Below are 19,516 nucleotides of genomic sequence, written 5' to 3' on the forward strand. Positions count from 1 at the left end.
AGGGCGCGCAGTGGGGTCGGCTCAACAGGAACAGGACCACACACGACCGAAGTCGATGTGGGAGCGGGTGACCAGCCACTGCTGTGGACGCATGGGCCAAGTGGAACAGGCATCCGATTGCCCGTCAACCGACTTGAGACGTACCGCTCACATCATGGACGGCCTTGACAGTGAGGGGAAACGGCCCCGTACAGTCGGCGCACGGCCCTGCTGAGGGGCTCGGCCGTGGCGCGCCTTGCCGCGCGCCTGTGTGAAGGCAATCACCCGTGTTCCAGCTGCGTCACGGAGCCTTCCCATGTCTTTCGACACCCTCCCCGAAGTCCCCGCACTGGTGATCGTCGGTGCCGGCCCGCGGGGGACCGGTCTTCTGGAGCGCATCGCCGCCAACGCGCCCGAGCTGTACGCCGGCGCGGGCCTCGACATCCACCTCGTCGACCCGCATCCGCCGGGCGCCGGACGCATCTGGCGGGCCGCGCAGTCCCCGCTGCTGTGGATGAACTCGCACGCCGAGGACGTCACCATGTTCACCGACGAGACGGTGGAGATGGCCGGGCCGGTGCGCGAGGGCCCCACCCTGCACGAGTGGGCGGGCCTGGACGGACGCACCTTCGCGGACCGCCGGATCCAGGGCGGCTACCTGCGCTGGGTGTACGACCGGGCGGTGGCCGGCCTGCCGCCGGGCGTCACCGTCCACCACCACCCCCGGCGCGCCCTGCGCCTCGGCGGCTCGCCCGAGGGCCGCCAGCAGGTGTGGCTGGAGGGCCGCCCGCGCCCGCTCCTCGCCGATCTCGTCGTCCTCGCCGTCGGCCACCTCGACGCCGAACCCGACGCGGAACAGGCTCATTTGGCGGCGTACGCCCGTGAGCACGGCCTGGTGCACCTCCCGCCCGACTACACCGCCGACAGCGACCTCACGGCTCTGAAGCCCGGCGAACCCGTCCTCGTCCGGGGTTTCGGGCTCGCCTTCGTCGACCTGATGGTGCTGCTCACGGAGGGGCGCGGCGGGCGGTACGAGGGGGACGCCTACCTCCCCTCGGGCCGCGAGCCGGTCCTGTACGTCGGCTCACGGCGCGGAGTCCCGTACCACTCGAAGATCGGCTACGACTGGACCGGCGAACGCCCCCCGCTGCCCCGCTTCTTCGGGCCCGCCGAGGCCGGGGAACTGCTCGCGCGGCCGGAGGGCTTCGACTTCCGCCGGGACGTGTGGCCGCTGGTCGAGAAGGAGCTCGGCTTCGCCCACTACCACCGGCTGTTCACCGCCCACCCCGAGCGGACGGCCATCGCCTGGCGGGACTTCGAGGAGAAGTACGCCGCGGGGGACGCCGCCGACGTCGAGGCCCTCGTCGCCTCCGCCGTACCGGACCCCGCCGACCGGCTGGACCTCGACGCGCTCCACCATCCGCTGGACGGGGTGCGGTACGGCTCGCACGAGGAGTTCCAGCACGGGCTGCGGCAGTACATCGAGGGCGACCTCGGCCGACGGCACGACGCCCGGCACAGCGCCGACCTGGCGGTCTTCCTCGGGCTGCTGTCCGTCTACGGGCAGCTGATCCGGCTCGGCTCCATCGGCCCCTGGTGGCACGGCTTCTTCAGCCACCTCGCCTCCGGTCCGCCCGGACCCCGGCTGCGGCAGATGCTCGCCCTGTCCCGGGCGGGACTGCTCCGGTTCGTCGGCGCCGGCCTGACCGTCGCCGCCGAGGACGGTGTGTTCCGGGCGTCGAGCCCCACCGTGCCCGGCTTCTCGGCCGCGGCACGGGCGCTGGTCGAGGCACGGCTGCCCGAGCCCACCGTCGGCCGGGCCCGCGACGCCCTGCTGCGCGAACTGCACGCCGACGGGGCCGCCGAGACCCCCGACGGGCTGCTCCGGGTGGACCCCGGCGACGGGCGGATCCTCGACCGGGACGGCCGGCCGCACCCCCGCCGCTTCGCCCTCGGCCCCTACACCGACGGCCGTACCCCGGGCGCGTTCACCCGGCCGCGCACCGGCGGCCCCGCCTTCCGGCAGAACGACGCCACCGCCCGGGCCGTACTGGCCTTCCTGCGGGACCTGACCCGTCCCGCCGCCGCGTGAGAAAGGGTTCCGTCACATGAGCTCATCGCACGGCCGGGCGCTGCTGCACCTGGCCGCCGCCGTCGACCTGCCGTCGGAGTACGACGCAGGCTCCCATGTGGAGCTGGCCCGGCTCGCCGAGAGCGGTGGGCTCGACTTCGTCACCCTCGACGATGCCTTCGCCCGCCCCGGGCCGGACGCGCTCGCCGCGCTGTCCCGGGTGGCGCCCGCCACCCACCGGATCGGCCTGGTCCCGACCGTCACGACCACGCTCACCGAGCCCTTCCAGGTGCAGGCCGCCGTCGCCGCCCTGGACCGGGTCAGCCACGGCCGGGCGGGCTGGCGGATCGACGTCCCGGCCGCAGAGGGCGAAGTGGCCGAGGCGGCCGCACGGTTGTGGGACAGCGCGCCCCGCTCGCCGCAGGGCCACCCCGTCCGGGTGGCCGACGCCACCGAGGGCCCCGCCCGGCCGGCCGCGTCCCGCCACGCCGACGTCGCCCTGGTCCGCGCCGCCGACCCCGCGCGGGTCGCGGCCGTACGGGACCGGCTGCGGGCGTCGGCCGCCGAGTCCGGGCGGGACCCGGACAGCCTCCGGGTCCTGGCCGGACTCATCGTCGACCTCGGCGACGGCGAGCACGCGGCCGAGCCGGGCCACGGCGGGGGCGGCCCCCGGCAGACCGCGCGGGGCCCGCTGTACCGGGGCGGCCCCGTCGACCTCGCGGAGCTGATCGCCGCCTGGCACGCGGACGGCGTCGCCGACGGCTTCCACCTCACCCCGGCCGAGCCGCGCCGTGACCTGGAGCGGCTCGTCAACGGCACCGTCGCGCTGCTCCAGCACCGCGGCCTGTTCCGCACCTTCTATCCGGGCAGCACCCTCCGGGAGCACCTCGGCCTGGCCCGGCCCGCCCGTCCGGTGCGGTCCGCCCCGGTATGGAATGGCTGAACCCACATGGAATTGTTGATCAGCATATGGAAGGTTTGAGCGCATGACGACGGACGCATCCGACGACTGGAAGCGGTGGCACGAGGACCGTGTGGACGCCGTGTCCGCGCCCCACGGGCCGCTCGCGCTCACCGGCACGCACTGGATCGAGGACTATCCGGAGGGACGACTTCCGGACATCCCGGGCACCTGGGCCGTGGACGGTGACGCGGTGCTGCTCACCGCCACCGGGGCCGACGGCCTCACCGTGGACGGCCGGCCCTTCTCCGGCGCGATACACCTGGCCGCCGACGGCGGGCCGGAGGAGTCGTCCCGGGTCGCGCTCGGCGGTCGGCGGCTCGTCGTGCTGATACGTGAAGGGGTCTGGGGAATCCGGGACTACGACCCGGACGCCGAGGCCCGCCGGAGCTTCCGGGGCATCGACGCCACCTCGTACGACCCACGCTGGTCGGTGCCGGGGCGCTTCACGCCGTACGACGGGACGCGCACCGTCCGGGTCGGGAGCGCGGACGGGGTCGAGCGCGGGCTCGGCCTCGCCGGTGAGCTCGCCTTCGCCCTGGGCGGGCGGGAGCTGACGCTCCGGGTGGCGCGGCGGGCGAGCGGTGTGCTGTGGGCGGTGTTCGCCGACGCCACCAGCGGCGACACCAGTTACCGGTTCCGGTTCCTGCACCCGGCCGCCCCCGACGCCGACGGTCGCACCACCGTCGACTTCAACCGGGCCGTGCTGCCGCCGTGCGCCTTCGCCGACCACTTCCTGTGCCCGTTCCCGCCCCCGGGGAACACACTGGACGCCGCCGTCGAGGCGGGGGAGCGGCGGCTGCTCTGAACCCGTCGCTCCTCGGGGGGAACTGACAGGGCGTCAATCGCCTGAATCGCATCAAGAACACACACAGACGACACAGATCGCACACAGTCGCACGGCCGAAAGGCGCCCTTGCGCCTACCGGCCGTTCGGCCGAATACTCCCCCACAGCGCTTGTCAGGGGCACGGCATGCCCGAATCCGGGCGTCGACACTCCCTGGCTGCGCCTCACGGGCCCCGACCCCACGCGGGCCCCCGACTTCCCCTGGGAGGGAACGAAAAGTGAGGATCAAGCGCAACACCCCCCGCGGCCCCATCGCGAGACGGACCCGGCTGATCGCCGTGACCACCGGCTTCGTGGCCGCGGCCGCGGTCGCCGTCCCCACCGCGAGCGCGAGCGACGCCCAGAGCTTCAGCACCGCCCAGCTCAGCACGGCGAGCGGTTCCGTGCTCAAGGCGGACATCCCCGGCACGGCCTGGGCCGTCGACAGCAAGACCAACCGGGTCGTCGTCACCGTCGACAACACCGTCTCCAAGGCCGAGATCGCCAAGATCAAGCGGCAGGCGGGTGCCAACGCCGGTGCCCTGGCCATCAAGCACACCGCCGGCAAGTTCAACAAGCTGATCAGCGGCGGCGACGCCATCTACGGCGGCTCCTACCGCTGCTCGCTCGGCTTCAACGTGCACAGCGGGAGCACGTACTACTTCCTGACCGCGGGCCACTGCGGTGAGGTCGCCTCGACCTGGTACAGCAACTCCGGTCACACCACGACCCTGGGCACGAACGTCAGCTACAGCTTCCCGGGCAACGACTACGCGCTGGTCCGCTACACCAACTCCTCGATCGCGCACCCGAGCGCGGTCGGCAGCCAGACCATCTCCAGCGCGGCCACGCCGGCCGTGGGCACGACGGTGTACCGCCGCGGCTCCACCACCGGCACCCACAGCGGCCGGGTCACCGCGCTGAACGCCACCGTCAACTACGGCAGCGGTGACATCGTCTCCGGCCTGATCCAGACCACGGTCTGCGCCGAGGGCGGCGACAGCGGCGGCCCGCTGTACGGGGGTTCCGTGGCCTACGGTCTGACCTCCGGCGGCAGCGGCGACTGCTCCTCCGGCGGTACGACCTTCTTCCAGCCGGTCACCGAGGCGCTGAGCGCCTACGGCGTGAGCGTCGGCTGACGGTCCCTCCGGTTCGGCCCCGGGAGAAGCCCCCGCACGCGAACCCGCGCGCGGGGGCTTCTCCTTGCGTGGCAAGGGCGAAAACAAGCCACGGCTCGATGTCACTGTCCGCTGAAGGTTACTCGCGCGTAGTGTTTGCAGTGCGAATTCCTCTGGGCGGCCGTCGGCGGTCGAGGGGGAAGGGGGCGCGCGGCTCCCTGGTACGCGCGTCCTGAAGTCGACCTTGTGTGCTCCCTGTGCGGTTCGGAAGAGTGGGCGCCCGTCAACCAGCCTTCCGGTCCGCGGGTTCCCCACAACCCCCGGACCGATCCCCCCACAGGAGGACGCGAGTTGAAGCACCGACGCATACCCGGGCGGCGGGCGGTCGTGGCAGGCGCGGGCGTCGCCGCACTGGTCGCCGCGGGAGTCACCTTCCAGAGTGCGAACGCCAGCGAACCCGCGAAGACCGCTGCGCCGCAGACCCTTTCGGCCCCGGCGGCCGGAAAGCTCGCCACCACGCTCGTCGGCGACCTCGGCGCCGACGCCGCGGGCACGTACTACGACGCGAAGGCGAAGAGCCTCGTCGTGAACGTGCTCGACGAGACCGCCGCGAAAACCGTCGAGGCGGCCGGCGCCAAGGCGAGAGTCGTCGCGAACTCCCTCGCCGAACTCGACGGCGCCCGCACCACGCTGAAGCAGGACGCCACCATCCCCGGCACCTCCTGGGCCACCGACCCGGTCGGCGACAAGGTCGTCGTCACGGCCGACAAGACGGTCTCCGGGGCGCAGTGGGCCAAGCTCACCAAGGTGGTCGACGGACTCGGCGGCACGGCCGAACTCAAGCGGAGCGCCGGGGAGTTCAAGCCCTTCCTCGCGGGCGGCGACGCGATCACCGGCTCGGGCGGGCGCTGCTCGCTCGGCTTCAACGTGGTCAAGGACGGGCAGCCGTACTTCCTGACCGCGGGGCACTGCACCGAGGCCATCTCCACCTGGTCGGACTCCTCCGGCGCCGTGATCGGCAAGAACGAGCGGTCCAGCTTCCCGGGCAACGACTTCGGCCTGGTGAAGTACACCTCGGGCACCGACCACCCGAGCGAGGTCGACCTCTACAACGGCTCCGCCCAGAAGATCACCGGCGCGGCCGAGGCCACCGTCGGCATGAAGGTCACCCGCAGCGGGTCGACCACCCAGGTGCACTCCGGCACGGTCACCGGTCTGAACGCCACCGTGAACTACTCGGAGGGCACCGTCAGCGGCCTCATCCAGACCGACGTGTGCGCCGAGCCCGGTGACAGCGGCGGCTCGCTCTTCTCGGGCAGCGACGCGATCGGCCTGACCTCCGGCGGCAGCGGCGACTGCACCGCCGGCGGCGAGACGTTCTTCCAGCCGGTCACGGAGGCGCTGTCGGCCACGGGCGCCCAGATCGGCTGATCCGCCGAGCGCACGACCCCCGGAAGTCCCGCCCCCGCGCGCGAGGGGCGGGACTTTCCGTGTTTGCGCAGGTGGGACGCGCCGGAACGTATGTCGCACACTTGTTCGGGGATAGGGGTATGGTGGGGGTGGGAGTAGGGAACTGATGTTCGAGAGCCGGTCGGGGCTCACGAGTGCGGGAGGTGCGTGTGCCGGGTTTCACGCATCTGCACACCGTCTCCGGGTTCTCCCTGCGCTACGGCGCCTCGCACCCGGAGCGGCTGGCCGAGCGCGCCTCCGAACGGGGCATGGACACCCTCGCCCTCACCGACCGCGACACCCTCGCCGGCGCGGTCCGCTTCACCAAGGCCTGCGCCAGGGCGGGCGTCCGCCCGCTGTTCGGCGTGGAGCTGGCGGTGGGGGAACCAGAAGAACGGGTGGGGCGGGACGGTGCCGGGCGCCGGGACGCCGTCGTGGCGACGGAGCGCCGCCGCACCCCCGTCCGCGGCGGTGCCTTCATCGACGAGTCGACACCCCGGGTGACCTTCCTCGCCCGGGACGGCGCCCGTGGCTGGGCCGACCTGTGCCGGCTGGTCACCGCCGCCCACACCGCCGAGGGCACCCCGCTGCTGCCCTGGCCCGACAACCACGCCGACGGCCTGACCGTCCTGCTCGGCCCCGCCTCCGACGTCGGCCGCGCCCTCGCCGCGGGCCGTCCCGACCGGGCCGCGAAGCTCCTCGTGCCCTGGCGCGAGGTCTATGGCGACGCCCTGCGCCTGGAGACCGTCTGGCACGGCCGCGAGGGCACCGGTCCCGGCTCCCTGCGCCTGGCCGCCCGCACCGTCGGCTTCGCCGCCGAGCAGCGGATCCGGCCGGTGCTCAGCAATGCCGTCCGGTACGCCGACCCCGGTCAGGGCCCGGTCGCCGACGTCCTGGACGCCGCCCGCCGCCTGGTCCCCGTCGACCCCACCAAGGAGCTGGACTCGGGGGAGGCCTGGCTGAAGGACGCGGAGGCGATGCTGCGCGTGGCCGAGCGGGTCGTGGAGGCCGCGGGCTACCGGCGCGAGGCCGCCCACCGCCTGCTGGAGCAGACCCGGGCGACGGCCGCGGAGTGCCTGGTCGACCCCGAGGACGACCTCGGCATCGGCACCGTCCACTTCCCCGAGCCGCACCTGGTCGGCGCCGGCCGCCGCACCGCCCAGCGGGCGCTGGCCTCGCGGGCCGCGGCGGGCATGGTGCTGCGCGGCTACGACACCCGGCGCGCCTACTGGGAGCGGATGCACCGGGAGCTGGACATCATCGCCCACCACGGGTTCGCCTCGTACTTCCTGACCGTCGCCCAAGTGGTGGACGACGTACGGGAGATGGGCATCCGGGTCGCCGCGCGCGGTTCCGGCGCGGGCTCCCTGGTCAACCACCTGCTCGGCATCGCGCACGCCGACCCGGTCGAGCACGGGCTGCTGATGGAACGCTTCCTGTCCAAGGAGCGGGTCGTGCTGCCGGACATCGACGTCGACGTGGAGTCCGCGCGCCGCCTTGAGGTCTACCGGGCGATCATCGACCGGTTCGGCGGCGAGCGGGTCGCGACGGTCGCGATGCCGGAGACGTACCGGGTCCGCCACGCGATCCGGGACGTGGGCGCGGCCCTGTCCATGGACCCGGCCGAGATCGACCGCGTCGCCAAGTCCTTCCCGCACATCCGGGCGCGCGACGCCCGCGCGGCCCTCGAGGAGCTGCCCGAGCTCAGGGAACTGGCTGGGGAGCGGGAGAAGTACGGGAAGCTGTGGGAGCTGGTCGAGGCCCTCGACGCCCTCCCGCGCGGAGTCGCCATGCACCCCTGCGGAGTGCTCCTCTCCGACGCCTCCCTCCTGGCCCGTACACCGGTCATGCCGACCAGCGGCGAGGGCTTCCCCATGTCGCAGTTCGACAAGGACGACGTGGAGGACCTCGGCCTGCTCAAACTGGACGTGCTGGGCGTGCGGATGCAGTCGGCGATGGCGCACGCGGTCGCGGAGGTGAAGCGGGCGACGGGCGCCGAGGTGGACCTGGACGGAGTGCCGCCCGGCGACCCGGCGACGTACCGGCTCATCCGCTCCACCGAGACGCTGGGCTGCTTCCAGATCGAGTCGCCGGGCCAGCGGGACCTGGTGGGACGGCTCCAGCCGGCCACGTTCCACGATCTCGTCGTCGACATCTCCCTCTTCCGGCCCGGTCCGGTCGCCGCCGACATGGTGCGGCCGTTCATCGAGGCCCGGCACGGGCGGGCGCCCATCCGCTATCCGCACCCGGACCTGGAACGGCCGCTGAAGGAGACGTACGGGGTCGTCGTCTTCCACGAGCAGATCATCGACATCGTCGGCATCATGACCGGCTGCGGGCGCGGCGAGGCGGACCGGGTGCGGCGCGGGCTGTCGGATCCGGAGTCGCAGGGGCGGATCAGGTTCTGGTTCGCGCAGCACGCGGCGGCGAACGGTTATGACGCGGAAACGATTCAGCGGACCTGGGAGATCATCGAGGCCTTCGGCTCCTACGGCTTCTGCAAGGCGCACGCGGTCGCCTTCGCCGTACCGACGTACCAGTCGGCCTGGCTGAAGGCGCATCACCCGGCCGCCTTCTACGCGGGGCTGCTCACCCACGACCCCGGGATGTACCCCAAGCGGCTGCTGCTGGCGGACGCGCGGCGGCGCGGGGTGCCGGTGCTGCCGCTGGACGTGAACGTGTCGGGGGTCGCCCACCGGATCGAACTGGTGTCTGAATCAAGGGTGTGGGGGCTGCGGTTGGCCCTCTCCGACGTGCACGGCATCAGCGAGGCCGAGGCGAGGCGGATCGCCGACGGGCAGCCGTACGCCTCGCTGCTGGACTTCTGGGAACGGGCCCGTCCGAGCAGGCCGCTGGCCCAGCGGCTGGCCCAGGTCGGCGCGCTGGACGCCTTCGGCGCCAACCGGCGCGACCTGCAACTGCACCTGTCCGAGCTGCACCGGGGAGCCCGGGGCGCGGGCGGCGGCCAACTCCCCCTGGCCGGCGGGCGGAAGACCGCCCCGGCCGGGCTGCCCGACCTCACCTCGGAGGAACGGCTCAGCGCCGAGCTGGGCGTGCTGTCCATGGACGCCTCGCGCAACCTGATGGACGACCACCGGGAGTTCCTCCAGGAGCTGGGCGTGGTCTCGGCACGCCGGCTGCGCGAGGCGCGGCACGGTGAGACGGTACTGGTCGCGGGCGCCAAGGCGGCCACCCAGACCCCGCCGATCCGGTCCGGCAAGCGGGTCATCTTCAGCACACTGGACGACGGCACCGGCCTGGTCGACCTGGCCTTCTTCGACGACTCCCACGACGCCTGCGCGCACACCGTCTTCCACTCCTGGCTGCTGCTGGTGCGCGGAGTGGTGCAGCGGCGCGGCCCGCGCAGCCTCAGCGTGGTGGGCTCGGCGGCCTGGAACCTGGCCGAGCTGGTCGAACTGCGTGCCGAGGGCGGCCTCGACGAGGTGGCCGCACGGCTGGCGGAACCCGTTCCCCAGCGGCACGCGGACGCGGCCGAGGGCCGGACGATCCGCATGCCCACGGGGTACGAGATGCACCCCTGGGCCGATCTGCGTCCCGCGGGCGAGGGCCCGGCGGGTGGGAAGAAGCTGTGGCACCAGAGTCCGGGGAGTGCGGGATGACGATTCTCTGCGTACGTTTCCAGCTGCCGGCGACGGACGAGGCGGCCCTGTCCGGGCTGCTCGGGTTGCTGGAGGAGTTCACCCCGGTCGTCGAGGCCCTGCCCCCGGACGGGGCCCTCGCCGATCTGCGCGGCGCGGAGCGCTACTTCGGGCGCGACGCCGTCGAGCTGGCGGCGGTGATCCGGGTCCGGGCTCTCGCGCTGTACGGCGTCGACTGTGCGATCGGCGCCGGGCCGGGCCCACTGCTGGCCCGCATGGCACTGCGCGAGGCACGGCCCGGGACGACCCGCGCGGTCGACGCGGACCAGGACGCCGTCAGGGAGTTCCTCGCCGACCGCCCCGTGGCCGCACTCCCCGGCGTCGGCACCGCCACCGCCCGCACCCTGGGCGAGTACGGCCTCGACACCCTGGGCCGGGTCGCCGCCGCACCCCTGTCCACGCTCCAGCGGCTGGTCGGTGCGAAGGCGGGCCGCGACCTGCACGAGAAGGCGAACGGGATCGACCGCGGCCGGGTGGTCCCGAACGCGGTCTCCCGTTCCCTGGCCGCCGAACGCCCCTTCCGGCTGGACGAGCTGGACCCGGACCGCCACCGCAGGGCGCTCCTGTCCGCCGCCGACGAACTGGGCACCCGGCTGCGCGCCCTGGAGAAGGTCTGCCACACCCTGACCCTCACCGTGCGCTACGCCGACCGCACCTCGACGACCCGCAGCCGCACCCTCAAGGAGCCGACCGCGCACTCCGCGGCGCTGACCAGGACGGCGTACGGCATGTACGAGGCCCTCGGCCTCCAGCGCGCCCGGGTCCGCTCCCTCACCCTGCGCGCCGAGGGCCTCACCCCCGCCGACCAGGCCCCCTGCCAGCTCACCTTCGACCCCGTGGACGAGAAGGTCCGCCGCATCGAGGAGGTCGCGGACCGCGTGCGAGCCAAGTTCGGACCCCGGGCCGTGATGCCGGGGACGCTGGCGGTCAGTTGGCCCAGGGCGGCGTGATGCGCGTGCCGTCGGCCAACTCGGCCTCCAGACCGACGGAGGTGGTGACCCAGGAGAGCGCGGTGTGATCGGTGGGGTTCTCGACGGCGAGGGTCGTGCCGGCGTTGACGATCACGGTGTCGCCGGCCGTGATCCGCTCGGAGTGGCCGTCGAGGGTGATGAGCAGTTCGCCGATGAGCAGGTGGAAGATCTCCTCGCGGTTGACGGTGTGGGCAGGGGCCTTCGTCCCCGCGGGTATCTCGCCCCGCCAGGCACACAGCTCCTTGGCGCCGGTGAGCGGGGTGGCGTACGAGACGAAGCGGGCGCCGTGGATCTCGTGGGTGGTGGCCTCGGACGAACGGATGACGGGCATGGGTGTCCTCTGAATCCTCTGGATCGGCTGGAACGGTGGTATCGGCTGGATCGGCTGGATCCAAACTGGTCAAGTAGCTTGACTATCCGCCTCTATGGTCAAGCTACTTGACCATTTCGTCAAGGGTGTTTGAATTCCTCCGTGCAGAACTCCGAAGCCATGGCCCTGTCCGCCGCCCTGCTCGCCGTCGCCGGCGACCTCACGCAACGCATCAACGACGGCGTCGTGGCCCGGGGTTTCGAGGGGGTGCGGCCCGCGCACGGCTTCGCCTTCACCAGGCTCGCCCCGGACGGGGCGACGGTCACCGAGCTCGCCGCGCATCTGGGGGTCACCAAGCAGGCCGCCAGCCAGCTCGTCGAGGAGATCGTGCGCAAGGGGTACGCCGAACGGCGGCCACATCCGGGGGACGCGCGGGCGCGGCTGATCGTGCTGACCGAGCTGGGGTGGGCCTGCACCCGGGCGGCGGAGGCGGCTGCCGCCGAGGTCGTGGGCGAGTGGGCCGAACTGCTGGGTGAGGGGGAAGTTCGCGTGTTGCGTGATGGTTTGGTGCGTATCGCGCCCTACGGTCCGATCAGGCCTGCCTGGTGACGGCCCGCTTGAAGTCGAGTGGACCGCCGACTATCACTGGAAGTTTTTACTGACGCGTAACTTCACACATCTGCTACTCGTCCGTAACTTGACGAGTGAACAGCATCCCGTGATCCGGATCACAGGGCGTAAGGCCGTCGAACTCCCTTGAGCCGCAAGGAGATCACCCGATGCTGCCCTGGAAGCGAGTGCTCAGACCCCTGGCCGCGCTGCTCCTGACCGCCGCCGTCGCCGTCGTCCCCGCCGCCACCGCCCACGCCTCGACCGCGACAGCGACCTCGACAAGTGGCTGGAACGACTACTCCTGCAAGCCGTCCGCCGCGCATCCCCGCCCTGTCGTCCTGGTCCACGGCACGCTGGGGAACTCCATCGACAACTGGCTGTCCCTCGCGCCGTACCTGGAGCACCGGGGGTACTGCGTCTACTCCCTCGACTACGGACAGCTGCCCGGCGTCCCCGTCTTCCACGGGCTCGGTCCCATCGACAAGTCGGCGGAGCAGCTCTCCGGCTTCGTCGACAAGGTGCTCGCCGCGACCGGCGCGGCCAAGGCCGACCTCGTCGGCCACTCGCAGGGCGGCATGATGCCCCGCTACTACCTCAAGTTCCTCGGCGGAGCCGCCAAGGTGAACGCCCTCGTCGGCCTCGCCCCCGACAACCACGGCGCCACGCTGAGCGGCCTCACCAACCTGCTGGCGTATTTCCCCGGCGCCGCGGACCTGCTCAAGGCCACCACCCCCGGCCTCGCGGACCAGATGCCCGGGTCCGACTTCCTCACCAAGCTCAACGCGGGCGGCGACACCGTCCCCGGAGTGCGGTACACGGTCATCGCCACCAAGTACGACGAGGTGGCCACGCCCTGGCGCAGCCAGTACCTGAGCGGCTCGGACGTCACCAACGTCCTGCTCCAGGACCTGTGCTCGCTCGACCTCTCCGAACACGTGGCGATCGGACTCTTCGACCGCATCGCCTTCCACGAGGTCGCCAACGCCCTCGACCCCGCCCATGCCACCGCCACGACCTGCGCGTCGGCGTTCAGCTGACCACCACCGGGGCTTGTCCGGCCTGAGCCGCCGGACAGGTCCCGTGGGGGCAATCCGAAACTAGCCCCACGGGACCGTGAAATCGCCTGCTGAAGGCGGGTTCCGACGATCTTTATGCTCGCGTTAAGGAAACGCTGAGGCTGCGCTCAGGTAGGTACCGCGGCGGGTCAGCTGTCCGGCCACCATGTGCGGGCGATGTCCCTGCGCACCTCGGGGCGGCCCGCGGGGCGCTCCTCGGACTCGTCGTGGACGCGGCGGGCGTCGGGCCTCTTCAGGGGCTTGTGCACGGTTACGCGGCGCATGGTGGCCTCCTTCAGCGCCTACCGAGTTCCGTGTTGTCACGGAGGTAGACCCTTTCGGGGAGAGTTCCTCATCGGTCGGGGTCTGTCAGTGGCGGCTGTCACGATTCGGATGTCAGTGGCGGGTGTCACTCTTGCGCCATGGCAAACAGGAGTGATGACACGAGCGCGGTGGGTGTCGACTGGGACGCCGAGGCCGCCGGCTTCGACGAGGAGGCGGACCACGGTCTGCGCGACCCGCGGGTCCGGGCCGCCTGGGCCGCCCGGCTCGAGGCGTGGCTCCCGGGCCGCCCCGCCGACGTCCTGGACCTCGGCTGCGGCACCGGCAGCCTCTCGCTGCTCGCCGCCGAGCGGGGGCACCGCGTCACCGGGGTCGACCTCTCCCCGCCGATGGTGGAGCTGGCCCGCGCCAAGCTGGCCGGCCGTGACGCGGTGTTCCTGCTCGGTGATGCGGCGGCACCCCCGGTCGGGGAGCAGCGCTTCGACGTCGTGCTGGTACGGCACGTGCTGTGGGCGCTGCCCGACCCGGCCCGCGTGCTGCGGCACTGGCGCGGGCTGCTGCGACCGGGGGGACGGTTCGTGCTGGTGGAGGGCGTGTGGGGGACGGCCTCACCGGCCGGCATAGCCGCGGACCGGCTCGTCGGTCTGCTGGAGCCGGTCGCCGGGCAGGTGCGCGTGGAGCGGCTGTCGGAGGACACGGCGCTGTGGGGGAAGGAGGTCGACGACGAGCGGTACGCGGTGGTGGCGATGCTGTGAGCCGTTGGCGGGCCTCAGGCCAGCAGGGCGTCGAAGCCGCCCCCGTGGGCCAGGGCCTCCAGTTCGTCGAGCGCGGCCAAGGCCGCCGCGGCGGCCCGCGGGTCCCGCTCCGCCAGTCCGCTCCCGGCGAACTCGTCCTCGTCCAGCCGTCGTACGTCGCCGCCGTCGGCGGAGCGCCACAGGTCCAGATCGAGGTCCTCGACGACCAGCTCCGTACCGGAGACGACCGCCGGGCGGGTGATGTCGCAGTACCAGCCCTTCACACCGCCGTCCGCGGCCCGGACCTCCTTCACCGCGTACCAGCGGTCCCGCCAGTAGTACTCGGTGAAGACGTCACCGGGCTCGAAGCGCACGAAGCCGAAGTCTCGGACCCCGGCACCCGCCCAAGGGGCCCGTACGGCGACACGGGTGCCGTCGTCCCCGATCAGCTCACCCTCGTAACGGATCTTCGTCCGGCCGCCCTTGACGAGCACGACCTCCACCACGGTTGCCCCGTCAGCCGAGTTCGCGGACATGACGCACCTCCGTCGCGCAGACCTCGTACCCGAACCACTTGTTGATCGCCAGCATCGGGCCGTTGCCGGTGTCGTTGCCGGTGAACGCCTCGGTGAACCCGGCCGCGCGGGCCCGGTGCAGGGAGTCGTTCTTGGCCAGCTTGGCCAGGCCCCGGCCGCGGAAGGCGCGCGCGGTGCCGGTCATGACGGTGCCGTAGCGGGTGCCGCCGTCCGTGCGGGCCACGCTGAAGGCGGCGGGGCGGCCCTCCACCACGGCCACCGAGGTCAGTTCGCGGCTGATGAGCGGGTGGTGCCAGGTCTCTTCGAGCCAGGCCTCGTAGTCCGTGAACTCGTAGGCGATGTCGCTCGGCTCGTCGGACATCGTCTCCGCGTCCAGCTCGAACAGCGGCCGCGGATCGTCCGCGAAGTCGGCCCCGGTACGGAGTTCGACGCCCGGCGGGAGTTCCGCGAGCGGCGGCAGGGTGCCGTGCGCCAGGTCCAGCCGGAGGAAGTGCGCGGAGCGGCTCGCGCGATAGCCGTGCCGCTCGGCGAAGACGCGGCTCCCGGGCTCGTCCAGCACCCACGCGAACAGCTTCTTCGCCCCGTGCTCGGCCAGGTGCTCCTCGGCGGCCCGGACCAGGAGCGAGCCCGCGCCGCGACGCGTCCGCCCGGGGTGCGTGTACACGTTCACGTAGCCCATCCCGGGCTCCGGACTGTCGTGGACGATGCCGACCTGGGCCGTGCCGATGATCTCGCCGTCCTCCTCGGCGACGAACGGGCGGTAGTGGCCGTCGGGGTGGGCGTGGGTGAGGTCGTAGGCGATGGAATCGGGGGTGACCAGGAAGAAGGGGAGTGCGAGCCGCCGGACGTGGGCGAAGCCCTCGGCATCGGCCCGGACGTCGGGACGCAGGTCGCGCACGATCACTGTCATGGAGCCGCACGGTATGCGGCAGCCGCGCCCGGATGCCTCTCATTTTCCGGCGGGTACGAGAGAATCGGCCCGTGACCTTGAAGATCCACATCGACGACAGCGCGCCGCCGTACGAGCAGGTGCGGGCGCAGATCTCCGAGCAGGCCCGGTCCGGTGAACTGCCGGTGGGATACAGGCTGCCGACCGTGCGCGGGCTGGCCGAGTCGCTGGGGCTCGCGGTGAACACGGTGGCCAAGGCGTACCGGGCGCTGGAGACGGACGGGGTGATCGAGACGCGGGGCCGCAACGGAACGTTCGTCGCTGCCGCGGGCTCGGCGGCGGTCCGGGAAGCGGCGTCGGCCGCTCAGGCCTACGTGGAGCGGGTGCGCAGGCTCGGGCTGGACGAGGCCGCGGCGCTCGCCGCCGTGCGGGATGCCCTGCGGGCGGCTTATGGGGAGGGGTGAGGGGTAGTTCGGCACCGCCGGGAGCCGTTGTTGTGGCTGAGCGCCGTTGCGGCGGAGAGAAATTCGCGGCGTGACGAAGGCGCGGGGTGGCGAAGGCGCGCGTGAAACGGGCGGCGGACCGGAAGGGTCAGCGATGTGCCGTCAGCTCCGGGGCGCGGGTCACCGTCCGGCCCGCTTTCGTCGCCGTCCGGGCGAAGGTCACCGCGTCCGCCACCGCCGCGCCGCCGGGATCGTTGTTGAAGTACGCGTACACGACCTCGGCGTCGGACCAGGTGGTGGCGATGCGGTCGACCCACGTTTCCAGGGAGCGCCGGCCGTAGCGGGGCCACGGCTGGGCGCGGCCCTCGTGGAAACGGACGTACCCCCAGCCGGCGGTGCGCCAGAGCGGGGTCACCGGGCGGGCCAGGACGTCGGCCCAGCACAGGGCGGCGCCCCGGGACTCCAGCACCCGGCGGACCTGGGGCGTCCACCAGGAGTCGTGGCGCGGCTCGACCGCGACCCGCGTGCCGGAGGGGAAGCGGGCGAGGCAGGCGTCCAGCAGGTCCGGGTCGGCGCGCAGGGTCGGCGGGAGTTGGAGCAGGACCGGGCCCAGGCGGTCACCGAGGCCCGCCGCGTGGGACATCAGGCGGTGCACCGGCTCCTCGGGATCCTTCAGGCGCTTGATGTGGGTGAGGTAGCGGCTGGCCTTGACCGCGACCACGAAGTCCGGCGGCACCCGGTCCCGCCAGGACTCGAAGGTCTCCCGCGACGGCAGCCGGTAGAACGCGTTGTTGATCTCCACCGTGGCGAAGAGCCGGGTGTACTCCTCCAGCCACAGCCGCGTCGGGACCCCGGCCGGGTAGACGAGGTCCCGCCAGTCCTTGTACTGCCACCCCGAGGTACCGACGAACAGGGTCATACGTCCATCAAAGCACTACAGGTACAGCCCCGCGTCCGCCCCGTCCCGCGCCCCCGGCACCGAGGTCGGTGACGTGCCCCGGCGCAGCGCGTACAGCTCCGCCAGCGTCGCCCCGTCCCGGCCCACGGCGTCCTCCTGGTCGCCGGCCTCGGCGCCGAGCCAGGCCACCGACTCCTGACGGGTCAGCCTGCCGACCTCGATACGGGCGAGGCAGCGGCCGGGCCGGACCACCGCCGGGTGCAGGCGCTCCAGGTCCTCGTTGGTGGTGACGCCCACCAGGACGTTGCGGCCCTGGCCGAGCAGGCCGTCGGTCAGGTTCAGCAGCCGGGACAGGGCCTGGCCGGCCGTGTGCTTGGCCTCGCCGCGGATCAGCTCGTCGCAGTCCTCCAGCAGGAGCAGCCGCCAACGGCCCTTGCCCGCCGAGTCCTCCTCGCCGATCGCGATGTCCATCAGATAGCCGACGTCGGAGAAGAGCCGCTCCGGGTCGAGCACGCAGTCCACCTGGCACCAGTCCCGCCAGGAGCGGGCGAGCGTGCGCAGCGCCGAGGTCTTGCCGGTGCCGGGCGGGCCGTGGAGCAGCAGCAGACGGCCCGCGATGTCCTCCGGGGTGGTCTTCATCAGGTGGTCCATCGCCTCGGCCACCGGTGCGGTGTAGTTGGCGCGGATCTCCTCCCAGGTGCCCGCGGAGATCTGGCGGGTGGTGCGGTGCGGACCACGCCTGGGGGAGACGTACCAGAAACCCATCGTCACGTTCTCCGGCTGCGGTTCCGGCTCGTCGGCCGCGCCGTCCGTCGCCTCGTTCAGCACCTTCGCCGCGAGGTCGGCGCTGGTCGCGGTCACCGTGACGTCCGCGCCCCGGTTCCAGCGGGAGACCAGCAGGGTCCAGCCGTCGCCCTCGGCGAGGGTCGCGCTGCGGTCGTCGTCGCGGGCGACGCGCAGGACGCGGGCCTCACGGGGCAGCAGGCTCACGCCGGAGCGGACGCGGTCGATGTTGGCGGCGTGCGCGTACGGTTGCTCGCCCGTCGCGAAGCGGCCGAGGAACAGCGCGTCGACGACGTCGGACGGCGAGTCGGAGTCGTCGACGTTGAGCCGGATCGGCAGAGCGTCGTGTGGGTTCGCAGACATGCCGCCATGATCCGGCACAGGACCGCCGGACGCACCCGGTTTCCACCGCGCCGCCCCCTCCGTCCGGTTACAAAACGGTGCTCTGCGGGATATCTGCCCCCGGAGCCCTTTCACCTCCTACTGTTGTCCTTGATGGGACGTCATGGGTGGAATTCGTATTCTCGGCGGTGGCGGCTCACCGCCCTGCTCGGTGTGGGTGTGGCCGCTCTGGCCCTGGTGGTGTCCCTGATCAACACGCTTCCCGGGAGCGGGAGCACCGTGGGGACCTCGCGCGACGGCGACAAGGTGCACGGCACTCCGGCCACCCCGGCGCAGCGGCCGGAGCCGTATGTGGGCTGGGGCTTCACCCACACCCAGTACAGCGCCGACGAGGGCAGCGGGGCGGCGACGAAGCGCGTGGCGGCGCGGCTCTCGGAGAAGGGCGGGCTGCCGCAGAACCAGCACATCATGGGCTGGGGCGCCGACAACCCCGAGCCGGTCAAGGGCCGTTACGACTTCACGGCGATGGACCGGCGCATCGACTTCGTCCGCGCCTCCGGCGGCACCCCGGTGATCACACTGTGCTGCTCACCGGACTGGATGAAGGGCGGCAAGGCGGGCGTCGGCAACACCGACTGGAGCCGGTCCGCCCTGGAGACCGCCCCGGCCCCCGCCCATTACCAGGACTTCGCCGACCTCGCCGCGACCGTCGCCGAACGCTATCCGGACGTGCGCCACTTCATCGTCTGGAACGAGTTCAAGGGCTTCTGGAACAACGCCGCGGGCCGCTGGGACTACGAGGGGTACACCCGGCTGTACAACCTGGTCTACAAGGCGCTGAAGAAGGTGAACCCGGACATCATGGTCGGCGGCCCGTACCTCGTCATGGACAGCGTCGACCCCCGCCAGAAGCAGGACGCCTCCACCGCCCTGCGGGGCGCCTGGGGCGCCATGGACCAGCGGGTCCTGGACGCCTTCACCTACTGGAACGCGCACAAGGCCGGCGCCGACTTCGTGGTGGTCGACGGCTCCAGCTACACCAAGGACGACGACCTGCTGCCGAACGAGTTCGCGGCGACCGACAAACTCACCGCCGTCAGCGAGTGGGTGCGGCGGCAGACCCACGACCTGCCGCTGTGGTGGGCCGAGTACTACGTCGAGCCCGCCGACGGCAACGACGACCGTTCGGGCTGGTCCGAACAGCACCGGGTCGCCGTCCAGGCCACCGGCATGATCGCCATGGTCAGGGGCGGCGCCGGCTCCGGCTTCTACTGGAACCCGGAGGAGGAGAAGGGGACCGACTGCCCCGGCTGCCTGTGGACACCGACCGACACCTCCGGCGGCGGCGCGGAGCTTCCCATGTACGGCCTCGTCGAGCGGTTCGGGAAGGCCTTCCCGCCGGGGAGCAGGTACGAGACCGTCTCCGTCGCCCCGGACGACGTGCCCAACGTGCGCGTCCTCGCCACCGACAAGGCCGTCCTGGTGGTCAACACCCTGGACCGGCCGATCAGCGCGAAGGTCGACGGGAAGCGGTTCGACATGCGGGCGTACGAGGTGAAGTGGCTCGCCCGGTGAGCCGGACGAGCCACGCGGCTCA

Annotated in this window: 18 protein-coding genes; 12 read left to right on the plus strand and 6 right to left on the minus strand. The window is 72.4% G+C overall.

Annotated elements, in window-relative coordinates:
* Positions 1-295: 295 nt before the first annotated feature.
* From ABZ915_RS19235 to ABZ915_RS19265, 7 genes are all read left to right on the plus strand, one after another.
* Positions 296-2,071, plus strand: a complete 1,776-nt coding sequence (locus tag ABZ915_RS19235) for an FAD/NAD(P)-binding protein (protein WP_361804015.1) — start codon at positions 296-298, stop codon at positions 2,069-2,071.
* Positions 2,072-2,087: 16 nt separating this feature from the next.
* Entirely contained in the window at positions 2,088-2,993 is a 906-nt protein-coding gene (locus tag ABZ915_RS19240) for an LLM class flavin-dependent oxidoreductase (protein ID WP_361804018.1), read from the plus strand.
* Positions 2,994-3,036: 43 nt separating this feature from the next.
* Positions 3,037-3,819 carry a DUF1684 domain-containing protein gene (locus ABZ915_RS19245; protein WP_361804021.1) on the plus strand — a complete coding sequence of 261 codons (783 nt, stop codon included), beginning with the start codon at positions 3,037-3,039 and terminating at the stop codon, positions 3,817-3,819.
* 258 nt (positions 3,820-4,077) lie between these two features.
* Positions 4,078-4,977: a S1 family peptidase gene (locus ABZ915_RS19250; protein ID WP_361804024.1), complete on the plus strand. Its 900-nt coding sequence runs from the start codon at positions 4,078-4,080 to the stop codon at positions 4,975-4,977.
* 330 nt (positions 4,978-5,307) lie between these two features.
* Positions 5,308-6,387: a S1 family peptidase gene (locus ABZ915_RS19255; RefSeq protein WP_361804027.1), complete on the plus strand. Its 1,080-nt coding sequence runs from the start codon at positions 5,308-5,310 to the stop codon at positions 6,385-6,387.
* Between the two features lie 188 nt (positions 6,388-6,575).
* Complete coding sequence (locus ABZ915_RS19260) at positions 6,576-10,025, plus strand: DNA polymerase III subunit alpha (RefSeq protein ID WP_361804030.1); 3,450 nt, start codon at positions 6,576-6,578, stop codon at positions 10,023-10,025.
* Positions 10,022-11,014, plus strand: a complete 993-nt coding sequence (locus ABZ915_RS19265; RefSeq protein ID WP_361804033.1) for a hypothetical protein — start codon at positions 10,022-10,024, stop codon at positions 11,012-11,014. The genes ABZ915_RS19260 and ABZ915_RS19265 overlap by 4 nt, the downstream gene beginning before the upstream one ends.
* Here the strand turns inward: ABZ915_RS19265 and ABZ915_RS19270 are convergent.
* Entirely contained in the window at positions 10,992-11,366 is a 375-nt protein-coding gene (locus tag ABZ915_RS19270) for a cupin domain-containing protein (protein ID WP_361804036.1), read from the minus strand. The genes ABZ915_RS19265 and ABZ915_RS19270 overlap by 23 nt on opposite strands.
* A gap of 141 nt (positions 11,367-11,507) precedes the next feature.
* Here ABZ915_RS19270 and ABZ915_RS19275 point away from each other — a divergent pair, with 141 nt between their 5' ends.
* Both ABZ915_RS19275 and ABZ915_RS19280 read left to right on the plus strand, forming a co-directional pair.
* On the plus strand, positions 11,508-11,954 hold the full coding sequence (locus tag ABZ915_RS19275) for a MarR family winged helix-turn-helix transcriptional regulator (RefSeq protein ID WP_361804039.1): 447 nt from the start codon (positions 11,508-11,510) through the stop codon (positions 11,952-11,954).
* 170 nt (positions 11,955-12,124) lie between these two features.
* Positions 12,125-12,994: an alpha/beta fold hydrolase gene (locus ABZ915_RS19280; protein ID WP_361804042.1), complete on the plus strand. Its 870-nt coding sequence runs from the start codon at positions 12,125-12,127 to the stop codon at positions 12,992-12,994.
* Between the two features lie 167 nt (positions 12,995-13,161).
* Here ABZ915_RS19280 and ABZ915_RS19285 read toward each other — a convergent pair whose 3' ends face one another.
* Positions 13,162-13,296: a hypothetical protein gene (locus ABZ915_RS19285; RefSeq protein ID WP_361804044.1), complete on the minus strand. Its 135-nt coding sequence runs from the start codon at positions 13,294-13,296 to the stop codon at positions 13,162-13,164.
* Positions 13,297-13,434: 138 nt separating this feature from the next.
* Between ABZ915_RS19285 and ABZ915_RS19290 the strand changes: the two genes are divergently transcribed.
* The gene (locus ABZ915_RS19290) at positions 13,435-14,049 is read left to right on the plus strand and encodes a class I SAM-dependent methyltransferase (RefSeq protein WP_361804047.1); all 615 of its coding nucleotides are present in this window, start codon (positions 13,435-13,437) and stop codon (positions 14,047-14,049) included.
* A gap of 14 nt (positions 14,050-14,063) precedes the next feature.
* On the opposite strand, the gene ABZ915_RS19295 is transcribed toward ABZ915_RS19290, so the two are convergent.
* A complete protein-coding gene (locus ABZ915_RS19295; RefSeq protein WP_361804050.1) occupies positions 14,064-14,564 on the minus strand; it encodes a DUF402 domain-containing protein in 501 nt (166 codons plus the stop codon).
* The gene (locus ABZ915_RS19300) at positions 14,545-15,474 is read right to left on the minus strand and encodes a GNAT family N-acetyltransferase (protein WP_361804053.1); all 930 of its coding nucleotides are present in this window, start codon (positions 15,472-15,474) and stop codon (positions 14,545-14,547) included. The genes ABZ915_RS19295 and ABZ915_RS19300 overlap by 20 nt, the downstream gene beginning before the upstream one ends.
* Before the next feature lie 71 nt (positions 15,475-15,545).
* Here ABZ915_RS19300 and ABZ915_RS19305 point away from each other — a divergent pair, with 71 nt between their 5' ends.
* Positions 15,546-15,917, plus strand: a complete 372-nt coding sequence (locus tag ABZ915_RS19305; protein ID WP_361804056.1) for a GntR family transcriptional regulator — start codon at positions 15,546-15,548, stop codon at positions 15,915-15,917.
* Positions 15,918-16,044: 127 nt separating this feature from the next.
* On the opposite strand, the gene ABZ915_RS19310 is transcribed toward ABZ915_RS19305, so the two are convergent.
* Positions 16,045-16,815, minus strand: coding sequence for a DUF72 domain-containing protein (locus ABZ915_RS19310; protein WP_361804059.1), 771 nt, complete (start codon positions 16,813-16,815; stop codon positions 16,045-16,047).
* 15 nt (positions 16,816-16,830) lie between these two features.
* Positions 16,831-17,940, minus strand: a complete 1,110-nt coding sequence (locus ABZ915_RS19315) for a DUF5925 domain-containing protein (RefSeq protein ID WP_361804062.1) — start codon at positions 17,938-17,940, stop codon at positions 16,831-16,833.
* 132 nt (positions 17,941-18,072) lie between these two features.
* On the opposite strand from ABZ915_RS19315, the gene ABZ915_RS19320 reads away from it, so the two are divergent.
* Complete coding sequence (locus ABZ915_RS19320; RefSeq protein ID WP_361804065.1) at positions 18,073-19,494, plus strand: xylan 1,4-beta-xylosidase; 1,422 nt, start codon at positions 18,073-18,075, stop codon at positions 19,492-19,494.
* The last annotated feature ends 22 nt before the right edge of the window (positions 19,495-19,516 follow it).

The organism is Streptomyces sp. NPDC046915 (assembly GCF_040644935.1).
Taxonomy (GTDB): domain Bacteria; phylum Actinomycetota; class Actinomycetes; order Streptomycetales; family Streptomycetaceae; genus Streptomyces.